The sequence below is a fragment of the Nonomuraea sp. PA05 genome, assembly GCF_008086045.1.
Taxonomy (GTDB): Bacteria; Actinomycetota; Actinomycetes; order Streptosporangiales; family Streptosporangiaceae; genus Nonomuraea; species Nonomuraea monospora.
The window spans coordinates 227173-239784 of the sequence record NZ_VSEY01000019.1; the positions used below are offsets into that span (position 1 = coordinate 227173).

The following is a 12612-nucleotide window of genomic DNA, read 5'->3' on the forward strand; positions in this document are numbered from 1 at the left end:
CATGACAGGCAAGACGTTCTCCTCGGTGTGGCTGCGCGAGCCCCGCAAGGTCACCAGTCCCGGCCGCAGCCGCGAGGAGATCGTCAGAGCCGCGGTCGAGCTGCTCAACGAGGAGGGGCTGCCGGGCCTGAGCATGCGCAAGCTCGGCGCGAAGCTGAGCGCCGGCGCCACCAGCCTCTACTGGTACGTCGCCAACAAGGACGAGCTGCTGGAGCTGGTCTACGACGAGGTGTGGGGCGAGATGATGGTCCCCGACCCCGACGAGGTGGGCTGGCGGGAGGCCACCTCCGTGCTGGCCCACAGCATGCGCCAGGTGATCCTCAGCCACCCGTGGTCGGCCGACCTCATCGGCCGTCTGCCCGCGCTGGGTCCCAACGCGCTGCACGTGGCCAACGAGATGCGCAGGATGTTCAAGCAGGCCGGGTTCACCGGGCTGGACACCGACTACGCCATCGCCACGCTGACGGCCTTCATCTTCGGCATGACGATCCCCGAGATCGCCTGGAACGCCAAGGCGGGCACCGAGCAGTACGACGCCGAGCAGATGAAGTCGGCGGTCGCCCAGGTCGCCGGGAGGTACCCGCACATGCGGGAGAGCTTCGAGATGACCGAGGCGGAGAATCCGCGCGTCGTGCGGGAGGTCGCCTTCGACTTCGGGCTCGTGTCGGTGCTCGACGGTCTTGAGCGGCGGCTGCCGACGTAGCAGGATCCACGGCATGAGCGATTTCCGTGCCGCCCGTGACTTCCTGCTCGGGGCCGACGCCGCCACCGCCCGCCGCGAGTTCCGCTGGCCCCGGCTCGGCTCGTTCAACTGGGCGCTCGACTGGTTCGACGGCGTGCTGGCCACCGAGACGCCCGGCGCCGTCGCGCTCAGGATCGTCGGCGACAGCAGCGCCACCTACACCTTCGCCGAGCTGTCCGCCCGCTCCAACCAGGTCGCCAACTGGCTGCACGAGCAGGGGGTGCGCCGGGGCGACCGGGTCCTGCTGATGCTGGGCAACCAGGCCGAGCTGTGGGAGTCGCTGCTGGCCGTGATGAAGCTGGGCGCGGTCGTCATCCCCGCCACCACGCTGCTGACCGGCAAGGACATCGCGGAGCGGATCGAGCGCGGGCACGTGTCCCACGTGATCGCCAACGCCTCCGACGCGGGCAAGTTCCCGGCCGGCCCGTACACCAGGATCGCCGTGGGCGACGCCTACAACTGGCTGCCGTATCACGACGCCTACCACGCGCACGACGGCTTCACCCCCGACGAGGCGACACGCGCGGACGACACGCTGCTGCTCTACTTCACCTCCGGCACCACCTCGCAGCCGAAGCTGGTCGAGCACACGCACGCCTCCTACCCGGCCGGGCACCTGTCGACGATGTTCTGGATCGGCGTGCGGCCGGGCGACGTGCACCTGAACGTGTCCTCGCCGGGGTGGGCCAAGCACGCGTGGAGCAACGTGTTCGCCCCGTGGAACGCCGGCGCCACCGTGCTTATCCACGACTACCGGCGCTTCTCCGCGCCCGCGCTGCTGGAGGTGCTGCGCGAGGAGCGGGTGACCACGTTCTGCGCGCCGCCGACCGTGTGGCGGATGCTCATCCAGGAGGACCTGGCCGCCTGGAAGCTGCCCCTGCGCACGGCCGTGGCCGCCGGCGAGCCGCTCAACCCCGAGATCATCGACCAGGTGGCCAAGGCGTGGGGCATCACGATCAGGGACGGCTACGGCCAGACCGAGACGACGGCGCAGATCGGCAACGCCCCCGACGAGGCGGTCAGGCCCGGCTCGATGGGGCTGCCGCTGCCCGGCTACGACATCGTGCTGATCGACCCGGTCACGGGTGAGCAGGGCGACGACGGGGAGATCTGCCTGCCGCTGGACGACCGCCGCCCGCTGGGCCTCATGTCCGGATATGTCGGTGGATCGGCGGAGGCCGTGCGCGACGGCTTCTACCACACGGGCGACGTCGCCACCCGCGACGCCGACGGCTACATCACCTACGTGGGCAGGACCGACGACGTCTTCAAGGCCTCCGACTACCGCATCTCGCCGTTCGAGCTGGAGAGCGTGCTGCTGGAGCACGCCGCCGTCGCCGAGGCCGCCGTGGTGCCCGCGCCCGACCCGGTGCGCCTGGCCGTGCCGAAGGCGTACGTGACGCTCGCTCCTGGCTTCGAGCCGGGCGAGGAGACCGCCCGGTCGATCTTCGAGCACTGCCGCAGGGAGCTGGCTCCGTACAAGCGGGTGCGGCGGCTGGAGTTCGACGAGCTGCCGAAGACCATCTCGGGCAAGATCCGCCGCGTTGAGCTGCGCGTACGCGAACCGCAGAGGGAGTACCGCGAGGAGGACCTCAATACATGACAAGGGGCGCAAAGTGTAATTTGACCCTTGGCCGTTCTTACAGGCTGATCGGCTAGGCTCTGCCCCGTGTTGCCCACCATCGCCGACGTCCTCGCCCTGGAGACCGTGCGCCGGGGCAGCCCGCGCGTGGTGGCGGGCGCCGACCGGCTCGACACCAAGGTGCGGTGGGTGCACGTCGGCGAGATCGCCGACATCGCGCACCTGCTGCGCGGCGGGGAGCTGGTGCTGACCACCGGAGTGGCGCTGCCGGAGGACCCGGAGAAGCTCGCCGACTACATCGGCGAGCTGTCCTCCGTGGGGGCGTCCGGGCTGATCGTGGAGCTGGGCCGCAGGTTCGTCCGCGAGCTGCCGCGAGCGGTGGTCAAGTCGGCCGAGGAACACGGCTTCCCGGTCATCGTGCTGACCCGCGAGACGCCGTTCGTGCAGATCACCGAGTCGGTGCACGAGCGGATCATCGACATCCAGCTCGAAGAGCTGCGCGCCTCCGAGCAGTTGCACGAGGTCTTCACCGAGCTGTCGGTCGAGGGCGCCTCCCCCGCTGAGGTGCTGGCCCAGGTGGCGCGGCTGTCGGGGCGTCCCGTGCTGCTGGAGAACCTCGCGCACCAGGTGCTGGCCGCCGAGTCGGCCGGACGTGACGCGGGCGCCCTGCTGGCGGGGTGGGAGACCAGGTCGCGGACGGTCGCCCCGGCCGAGCGCACGGCGTACGACCCGGCGTCCGGCTGGCTGGTCACCACGGTCGGCGCGCGCGGGCAGGACTGGGGACGGCTCATCCTGCTCTGCGACGCGGCGCCGTCGCCGCGCGACATGGTGCTGGCCGAGCGCGCCGCCACCACCCTCGCACTGGGCCGCCTGCTGGAGCGCCACCAGGAGTCCCTGGAACGCCAGGCGCACGGCACGATCATCACCGGCATCCTCACCCACGCCTACGCCGACCCCGACGAGGCCGCCGCCCGCGCCCGCGCGGTGGGCGTGCCGCTCACCGGCCGCAAGCTGATCAGCGTGGTCATCCGGCCGACCGAGCACATCGACCAGGCACTCGACGGGCAGGCGCAGCTCGGGGAGCTGGCCGAGGCGACCGCCGCCGCCTGCCGCGACGCCCGCCTGCCCGCCCTGGTGGGCGCGCTCGACCAGGAGCGGGTGGGGGTGCTGCTGCCGCTGCCGCCGCGCACCCAGGCCGAGCCCGCGCTGACCTCGCTGGCCGAGCGGCTGCGCGTGCTGTGGGGGCCCGGCTCGGCGTTCGTGCTGGCGGCCGGCTCGGTGGTGGAGTCGATCAGGGACGTACGCCGCAGCTTCCTGGAGGCCGAGCAGGTGGCCGACGTGGCGGTCCGCCAGCCGGACGGCCGTCCCTTCTACCGGCTGCCCGACTTGCGCCTGCGCGGCCTGCTGCACCTGCTGCGCGACGACGCGCGGCTGCAGACGTTCGCCGAGCGGGAGCTGGGGCCGCTGCTCGCCCACGACGCGCAGCGCGGCGGCGACCTGACCAGGATCCTGCGCGTCTACCTCGACTCGGGCCGCAACAAGGCCGTCGCGGCACAGAAGGCCCACCTGTCCAGGCCCGCCTTCTACGACCGCCTGCGCCGCCTCGAACGCATCCTCGACACCGATCTGGACGACGTCGAGTCGTGCCTGTCGCTGCACGTGGCGCTGCTGGCGCTGGAGTCCTTCCGCCGAGAGAGCCGCTAATGTGCTGGAATGGGCGATATGTCTGATGTATTGATGCCCGACGTGACCGATCTCAGCCGCATGCTCGCCACTGCGGGAGCCTTCGCCGTGCCCGTCCACGACGTCCGGCTGACCCCCGACGAGCTCGACCCGGCGCAGATCGTCGCGGGCGACCCCGTCACCGCCTCGCTGGAGCTGGGCGGCGGGCGGGGCATCTGGGAGATCACCCCCGGCGTCGTGACCGACGTGGAGCGGGACGAGCTGTTCGTCGTGCTGTCCGGACGCGCCACGATCGCCGTCGAGGGCGGCACCACGATCGAGGTCGGGCCGGGAGACGTGTGCCTGCTCGCCGAGGGCGCCAGGACCACCTGGATCGTGCACGAGACGCTGCGCAAGGTGTACCAGACGCGTTAGCCCGCGCGGCGCGACCAGCCGTCGTAAGGTGTACCGGACGCGTCGGCCGCACCGCACGACCTACCGTCGCAAGGTGTACCGGACGCGTCGGCCGCACCTCACGGCCTACCGTCGCAAGTGTGCCCCTCTTCTACAACGCCCTCGAAGCCGCCGCCCACCGGCTGTCGATCGTGCCCCCGATGTTCGACTACTTCGGCGCCATGGGCCTGCACGCGATCGTCGCGGCGGCCAGGACGGGCCTCTTCGACGCCCTGCGCGAACGCCCGTCCACCGGCGCCGAACTCGCCACCGCCCTCAACCTCGACCCGCACGCCACCGGCGTCCTGTTACGCGCCCTGACCGGCCTCGGCTACCTCCGCGTCAGGGCCGGGCGCTACCGCCTGACCCGCACGTCCCGGCGCTGGCTCACCACCGGCTCGCCGGCGTCGCTGCTGCCCGGCCTGGCGTTCTGGGAGCGCACCGCCACCACGATCTGGCCCGGCCTGGAGAAGGCGGTCCGCGACGGCGCCCCCGCCACCCCGTTCTACGCGTCACTGCAGAACGACCCCGAACTGTCACGCTCGTTCCACGCGTGGACGGCCGCAATGGCGGCCCGGCAGGCGCCGGCCGCCGCCCGCGCCGTCCCCGTGCCGCGCGGCGCCCGGCGCCTGCTGGACGTGGGCGGCGGGCACGGCCTGTTCAGCCTGGCCCTGCTGCGCCGCCGCCCGCGGCTGCGCGCCACCGTCATCGACCTGCCGGACGCGCTCGCCTCCGCCGCCGCCCACCCCCGGCTGACGTCGCGGGCCGGCTCGTTCCTGGAGGACGACCTCGGCGGCGGGTACGACGTCGTCCTGCTGTTCAACATCGTGCACGGGCTGAACGACGAGGAGGCGGGCCTGCTGCTGCGACGCGTGGCGGCGGCGCTGCGCCCTGGCGGCGTGGTGGTGGTCGGCGACCAGTTCGGCGACAGCCGCATGCCGGGCCGGGCCAGCCGCACCCTCCTGCACCTGCTGGATCTGAACTACCTGGTCGCCGTGGGCGGCCGGGTGCGCGGCCTGGACGAGGTGAGCGTCCTGCTGCGGGCGGCGGGCTTCGGCCGGATCCGCCACCGCCGCCCGCTGGGCTCCCCGACGACGGAGCTGGCCATCGCCCGCAAGCCCCACCACTGATCCCCTACCGCCGGAACACCGCCCCACCGGAACACCGCCCCGCCTCACCTCGCCTCGCCTTACCTCGCCTCGCTGAAGATCCGTCTCGCCTCGCTGAGGATCCGTCCCGCTAGAACCCCATCGCGACCCGCACCTCCTCCAGGGTGCGGACCGCGCGCTCACGGGCCCGCTCGTTCCCCTCCGCCAGGATCCGCCTGGCATCCCCCTCGCTCAGCTCGGCCCGCCGCTTCCTGACCGGCCGCAGGAACTCGTTGACCGCCTCCGTCACCACCCGCTTCAGCGTGACGGCGCCCCCGTCCCCGATCTCCTCGGCCAGCTCCGCCGGCGCCCGCCCCAGGCACAGCCCGGCGAGCGTGAGCAGGTTGGCCACCTCGGGCCTGCGCTCCTCCTCGAAGGTGATCAGCCGTTCGGCGTCGGTGCGGGCCTTGCGGATGAGGGCGGCGGTCTCGTCCTCGGTGGCCGACAGGGCGATCGCGTTGCCGCGGCTCTTGCTCATCTTGCCGCCGTCCAGGCCCTTCAGCAGGGGCTGCGCGCCCATCATGGCCTCGGGCAGCGGGAACACCGCGCCGTAACGCTCGTTGAAGCGCCGCGCGACCAGCCGCGCCACCTCCAGGTGCGGAAGCTGGTCCTTGCCGACGGGCACCAGCGTGCCCTTGCAGAACAGGATGTCGGCCGCCTGGTGCACCGGATACGTGAACATGAGGCCGCTCACGGCCGACTGCGAGCTGTGCGCGATCTCGTCCTTGACCGTGGGGTTGCGCCCCAGCTCGGACACCGACACCAGGCTCAGGAACGGCAGCAGGAGCTGATTGAGCTCGGGGATCGCGCTGTGCTGGAAGATCGTCGCCTTGGCCGGGTCGATGCCGACCGCCAGGTAGTCGAGCAGCAGCTCGGTGGTGTGCCGCCGGATCTCGCCCGGCAGGTCGCGATCGGTGATCACCTGGTAGTCGGCGATCAGGACGTACAGGGGGTGCAGGTCCTGCAGCAGGACGCGGTTGGCGAGCGAGCCGAAATAGTGGCCCAGGTGCAGCGGCCCGGTGGGGCGGTCACCTGTCAGCACGACGTCGTTCATCGGGTTTCTCTCCTTCGGGATCACGCCGTCCCTGGAGAGGAGCCCCTTCGCCTGCCGGGCCGTCTCGGGGACGGCCCACGCATGGGAAATTCAGCGGCCGTCTGCGGGCCGCCACCACATGCGCAAGCGATTCATGCTCAAAGGGTACCCATTTCTTGTGTCGATTCCGTAACCTCTTTACTCGTTTGGCGCGTTCGGCTGCCCCGGAGACCTTGATCTCGCCACTATGGTGCGGTCCCTTTTCCGCCCTCTGGAGAGTTCATGTCTCGACGCACCCTCGCCGGCGGCCTGGCCATAGCCGCGGCGCTTACCCTCACCGCGTTGCCCGCGACAGCGGAGCAGCAGTCGGTGCGGTTCCCGTCGGCGAAGTTCCCGCTGGGCGCCCGGCCCGTGCCGACCAAGACGATGACCACCGTGGCGCAGGGCATCGACCTGTACGACGTGAAGGCCGGCACGTCCACCGACGGTTACACGGTGAGCGTCCTGATGCCCAACGGGCGCGACGCCGGGTCGCTCCCGACGGCCGAGACCGTGGCCGCCGAGGTGGAGGCGGCCGGTGAGACGCCCAGCGTGCAGAAGGTGGTCCGGCCCGGCGTGGCCGACGCCCCCTCCCAGACCGTCTACATGGTCCGGGTCGGCCTGTGGTCCTTAAAGGACAAGAAGAAGGCCGACGAGATGGCCAAGAAGCTCAAGGAAGCCGGGCTGAAGGTCAAGGTCGACTACCTCGGTGACGACGGGGTGAAGACCACCGGCCCGTGGCAGGTCAAGGTCGCCCTGATCGACGTCAGGACGTTCCGCGGCTCGTACGCCGCCTCGCTCGGCGCCAGCGTGGCCAAGCGGGAGACCGTCTCGTCGATGGCCAAGGCCCGTAAGGCCCTGCTCGGCGTCAACGGCGGCTTCTTCAACATCCACACCTCCCCGGCGTTGCGCGGCGAGCCCCTCGGCGCGTCCGTCGTGGGCGGCAAGCTGCTCAGCGAGGCCGTGCCCGGCCGCTCCGCCGTCGTGCTGAAGGGCCGCACCGCCAAGATCACCGAGCTGAAGTCGACCGTCACGGCGATCTCCCAGGACGGCCAGCGGGTCGAGGTCAACGGCATCAACCGCGCCGCCACGACCGACGAGCTGGTCCTGTACACGGAGGAGTTCGGCGCCAAGACGCCCACGGGTGGGGTCGACGCCGTCATCGACGCGAACAACAAGGTCGTCGGCCTGCGCGCCTCGGGCGGCGCGGTGACCGCCGGCATGCGGGTGCTGCACGGCAACGGCGTGGCCGCCGACTGGCTCAACGAGCACGCCTGGCAGGACTGGAAGGTCGAGATCGACACCAAGCTGGTGGACCTGCGGACCAAGCGGGCGCTCCAGCTCACCCCTGAGCTGAACGTGGTCGCGGGCGGCGTCGGCCTCGTCCGCAACGGCAAGGTCAAGATCACCGCCAAGCTGGACGGGCACGACTCGATCAACATGATCCTGCGCCGCCACCCGCGTACCCTCCTCGGCACCACCCGCAACGGCAGCCTGATCCTGGCCACCATCGACGGACGCCAGCCCGGCGTGACGGTGGGGGCCAACTTCGTGGAGGCCGCCCAGTTCATGCGGTGGATGGGCGCCACCCAGGCGATCAACCTCGACGGCGGCGGCTCCACGGCCATGGTCGTCGGCAACAAGGTCGTCAACCGCCCGTCGGACGGCGCCGAGCGCGCCGTCGGCGACGCCCTCCTGGTGCTGCCCCAGTAGCCGCGATCGGGCGGGTCGCCGGCCGCACGCCACACGACCCGCCCACCTGCCCCCGGGCGCAGGACGCGCGCCGCGCGGCAAGGTGCTGCGGCAGAGCATGCTCACCGCCCTGCTCAACCCGAAGGGGATGCCGCTCTACCCGTCGCTGATGCCGCAGTTCATCTCGACGGGAACCGGCGTGCCGCTCGGGTTCCAGCTCACGGCGCTCGGCCTCCTGCACGTCGTGAACTGCGCCGTGCTCTACGGCCTGATCACCGCCGCCACGCCACGCCCGGCACCCGCCAGCACGCACGCCCCCCACCCCACTCTCCGCGCCACCAAGCACGCACGCACCGCACCCCACTCTCCGCGCCACCAAGCACGCACGCACCGCACCCCACTCTCCGCGCCACCAAGCACGCACGCACCCACGACCACCCTCAGGCGCCCACTACGCACGCTCGCTCCAGTAGGCCAACTGCTCCCTGGTCGTCCGGGTCGCCGGATGATCCGGACCGAGCACGCGTTCCCTGACAGGCAGCAGCGCCGCGCACTGGTCGCGGGCCGCCCCGGGATCGCCCGCCTGCCCCGTCCAGTACGCCAGGTTGGCGCGGGCGGTCAGCGTGTCGGGATGCTCGGCGCCGGAGACCCGCTCACGCAGAGGCAGCAGGGCGGTGTAAGCGTCCCTGGCCGCCGCCGCGTCCCCCAGCTCGCCGATCCACCGCGCCAGCTCGTGCCGGATCGTCAGCGTGTCGGGATGGTCGGCGCCCAGCACCCGCTCCCGCACCCCGAGCAGCCCCGCGTACTGGTCCCTGGCACCCGCCGCGTCACCCGCCTGCCCCGTCCAGTAGGCCAGGTTGTGCCAGGTGATCAGGGTGTCCGGATGCTCGGCCCCCAGGACGCGTTCCCTGATGCGCAGGAGCGCCGCACACTGGTCGCGGGCCGCCTCGGCGTCACCCGCCTGGCCCGTCCAGTAGGCCAGGTTGTGCCGGGTGGTGAGGGTGTCGGGATGCTCGGCCCCCGAGGCGTGCTCGCGGCGGATGAGCAGCTCCGCGTACTGGTCACGGGCCGAGACGGCGTCGCCCAGCTCACCGGTCCAGCGCGCCAGCTCGTGCCGGGTGATCAGGGTGGACGGGTGCTGCGGCCCGAGGATGCGCTCCCGGATCGGCAGCAGGGCCGCGTAGTGGTCGCGGGCCGCCGCCGGATCGCCCGCCTGCCCCGTCCACTGGGCCAGGTTCGCCCTGGCCATCAGTGTGTCCGGATGGTCGCGCCCCTGGACTCGCTCGCGGATCGGCAGCAGCGCCGCGTACTGGTCGCGGGCCGCCGCCGCGTCCCCCAGCTCGCCCGTCCACCGCGCCAGCTCGTGCCGGATGGTCAGCGTGTCGGGGTGGTCGGGGCCGGACACGCGCTCCCGCACGACGAGCAGGGCCGCGTACTGGTCCCTGGCCGCCTGTGCCTCGCCCAGCTCGCCCGTCCACCGCGCCAGCTCATGCCGGTTGATGAGCGTGGACGGGTGCTTCGGGCCCTGCACCCGTTCCCTGATCGGCAGCAGCGCCGCGTACTGGTCGCGGGCCGCCGCCGGATCGCCCGCCTGCCCCGTCCACTGGGCCAGGTTGGACCTGGCCGCGAGCGTGTCGGGATGGTCGGGCCCCTGGACGCGTTCCCTGATGGGCACCAGGTCGGCGTACATGTCCCGCGCCGCCGCCGCGTCGCCCAGCTCGCCCGTCCACCGCGCCAGCTCGTGCCGGATGGTCAGCGTGTTGGGATGCTCGGGGCCCTGCACTCGGACGCTCACCGGCAGCAGCTCGGCGTACTGTTCCCTGGCCGCGTCGGCGTCGCCCAGCTCGCCCGTCCAGCGTGCCAGCTCGTGCCGGATGGTCAGGGTGGTCGGATGCTCGGCGCCCACCTGGCTCAGCCTGATCGGCAGCAGCTCCGCGTACTGCCGCCGCGCCGCAGCCGCGTCCCCCAGCTCGCCCGTCCACCGCGCCAGCTCGTGCCGGGCGGTCAGTGAGGACGGATGCTCGGCCCCCAGCTTCGCGATCAGCGCGTCGCAGATCTCCTGGAACAACGACCTGGCGGTCCGGTAGTCGCCGCTCGCCCCCAGGTACTGCGCGGTCTTGTCCATGCCGGGGGAGGTGGGGCTGAGCGCGGCCAGGATGTGCGGCAGGAGCATGGTGTACCGGGGCCAGGCCCGCATCCGGGTCGGATCGTCGGGCAGCACCGACTCCAGGAGCACCGAGGCGGCGTCCCGCCAGCGCTGCTGCTCGTGCGGCGGGAGCTGGTCGAGGGTGACGGCCTGCACCAGGCGGTGCACCGACACAGTGCCCTCCACCGGCTGCCCGATCAGGCTGTGGCCGCGCAGGGCGCCCACGGCGGCGGTGATCTCCAGCGGGTCGCGCGGCAGCTCCTGCAACACCGCCACCGCGCTCATCCACGGCCGGAAGTCCCGCACCAGCCGCACCCGCGAGCCCGGCAGCCGCCCGTACGCCCGCTGCCGCTGCACGTCGTCGGCGAACAGCTCACGCGCCGTCCGCCCTTCGAGCTGCGACAACAGCAGATGGTACGGGATCGGCTCGTGCGAGTAGCAGGCCAGCACCCGCAGCAGCGCGATCGCCTGCCGGCTGGTGCCCGCCAGATTCCTGAACGCGAGCTGCCACGTCGTGGTGATCCGCTCCGCGTACCCCCACGCCTGCCCCTGGGCGAGCAGCCCGGCGCGCTGGTCGTGCAGGAGATCGAGGTACTCGCCCAGGGCCAGCCCCGTCTCCGCCATGAACGCCGCCGCCTGCTCAAGCGCCAGCGGCAGCGCGCCCAGCTCGGCCGCCACGGCCGAGGCCGCCGCCGCGTCCTCCTGCCCAGAACGCGACAACACCAGCGCCACCGCCGGCTCCGGCTCCAGCACCGGCAACTCCAGCCCCTGCTCGCGCGGCCAGTTCCCGGACCGGCTGGTGATCAGCACATGCCCGGGGCCCGCCGGAGGAAGAAAAGGGCACAGCGCATCAGCCTCCGGCGCATTGTCGAAGATCAGCAACCAGGGCTCTGTACGGGCCGCCAGCGCGGCGTGCACCTGATCGACGGGGTCGGCCGCGTCCACCGTCTCCCGTAACCCCAGCAGCGCCGCCAGCCGTGCGAACGCGGCGGACAGCACGGCCGGGTCGGCGGCGGGCAGTTGCCAGACGAGCTGGTAGTCCCGCAGGTGCCGGTGGGCGTACTCCAGGGCCAGGCTGGTCTTGCCCACCCCGCCCAGCCCGTGTACGGCCACCACGCACGGCTGTGTCCTGCCGCCGGCCAGCCGCTCCCGCAGCTCCGCCACGATCTCGTCCCTGCCCAGCAGGCCCGGCGGGCGGGGCGGGAGCTGCACCGGACGGGTGGGCACCTGCGGGCGGGGCGGGAGCCGCACGTCACCCACGACATCCACGTGCCCGACGTTCACGGCCGTTGCCCTGTCGCCGGTCATCGCCACGCCGGGGTTGTCACCCCCCACCTCAATGGAACGTTCCACATGCTCATGCTCGCCACACGAGCCACCGCGCTCGCGGCCCTGCACTCCGGACGATCCCGCAGTCGCGCCACCGTCCCCGCCCGCGCCAGAACCGCCCGAAGCTCCCGCGATGCCGGCGCCACCCGGAACTCCTGCCGTTCCAGAGCCGCCTGCCGCTCCTGCCGTTCCTGTGCCGCTGCCAGAGCCGCCTGCCGTTCCTGCTCTGCCTGTGGCGCCTGCCGCTCCTGCCATGCCGGAGCCGCCTGGCATCCCTGCCGTTCCGGAGCCGCCCGTCAGCGTGCGCCCTCCCGGCCGACCCCCGCCGTATCGGCCGGGGGCACGCTCTCGCCTGGGCATCCTCGCCTCGCCCCGGCGCCGCACCATGATCAGCACAGCGGTAACGAACAGGCCCAGCGCACCCAAGACCATGCTGACCAGACTGTCCTGCTCACCCAGCACCATTAACAACGAGCCGGGCATGCCGTACACGTCAGCGACGAAGTCGGTCACCCCCGCCGTCAGCAGCGTGAGCGAGATCGGGGTGAGCGTCCAGACCAGGAGACGCGGGCGCCGGCGACGAGGCCGTTCCGGCTCGGAGGTCTGGTCTGAAGGGGGAGAAGCCGTCACGCCTCCAGAGTGACCCGAAGATCAGAGTGTCGCCACCGGAACTCCGTCATGCCCGGAAAGCGCCCTATGCACGGGGAAATGAAAAGAGCCCCGACCGGTGCTGGTCGGGGCTCTTTCCTATAAAGATTGTCCGGCGGTGACCTACTCTCCCACACC

At 72.1% G+C, this 12612-nt stretch carries 8 protein-coding genes; 6 read left to right on the forward strand and 2 right to left on the reverse strand.

Going from position 1 to position 12612, the window contains the following annotated elements; genetic code table 11:
• Position 1 precedes the first annotated feature (1 nt).
• The 5 genes from FXF51_RS29140 (at position 2) to FXF51_RS29160 (ending at position 5569) form a co-directional block, all read left to right on the forward strand.
• Entirely contained in the window at positions 2-703 is a 702-nt protein-coding gene (locus FXF51_RS29140; RefSeq protein ID WP_148437861.1) for a TetR/AcrR family transcriptional regulator C-terminal domain-containing protein, read from the forward strand.
• A gap of 13 nt (positions 704-716) precedes the next feature.
• Positions 717-2345: an AMP-binding protein gene (locus FXF51_RS29145; RefSeq protein ID WP_148437862.1), complete on the forward strand. Its 1629-nt coding sequence runs from the start codon at positions 717-719 to the stop codon at positions 2343-2345.
• 66 nt (positions 2346-2411) lie between these two features.
• Positions 2412-4028 carry a PucR family transcriptional regulator gene (locus FXF51_RS29150; RefSeq protein ID WP_148437863.1) on the forward strand — a complete coding sequence of 539 codons (1617 nt, stop codon included), beginning with the start codon at positions 2412-2414 and terminating at the stop codon, positions 4026-4028.
• Positions 4029-4046: 18 nt separating this feature from the next.
• Positions 4047-4421: a cupin domain-containing protein gene (locus FXF51_RS29155; protein ID WP_148437864.1), complete on the forward strand. Its 375-nt coding sequence runs from the start codon at positions 4047-4049 to the stop codon at positions 4419-4421.
• Between the two features lie 119 nt (positions 4422-4540).
• On the forward strand, positions 4541-5569 hold the full coding sequence (locus FXF51_RS29160) for a methyltransferase (RefSeq protein ID WP_148437865.1): 1029 nt from the start codon (positions 4541-4543) through the stop codon (positions 5567-5569).
• A gap of 109 nt (positions 5570-5678) precedes the next feature.
• Here FXF51_RS29160 and trpS read toward each other — a convergent pair whose 3' ends face one another.
• Complete coding sequence (gene trpS / locus FXF51_RS29165; RefSeq protein WP_148437866.1) at positions 5679-6641, reverse strand: tryptophan--tRNA ligase; 963 nt, start codon at positions 6639-6641, stop codon at positions 5679-5681.
• 261 nt (positions 6642-6902) lie between these two features.
• On the opposite strand from trpS, the gene FXF51_RS29170 reads away from it, so the two are divergent.
• On the forward strand, positions 6903-8372 hold the full coding sequence (locus FXF51_RS29170; protein ID WP_148437867.1) for a phosphodiester glycosidase family protein: 1470 nt from the start codon (positions 6903-6905) through the stop codon (positions 8370-8372).
• A gap of 430 nt (positions 8373-8802) precedes the next feature.
• On the opposite strand, the gene fxsT is transcribed toward FXF51_RS29170, so the two are convergent.
• Positions 8803-11850 (reverse strand): FxSxx-COOH system tetratricopeptide repeat protein, encoded by a 3048-nt coding sequence (gene fxsT, locus FXF51_RS29175; protein ID WP_148437868.1) that lies wholly within the window; start codon positions 11848-11850, stop codon positions 8803-8805.
• Positions 11851-12612 lie beyond the last annotated feature (762 nt).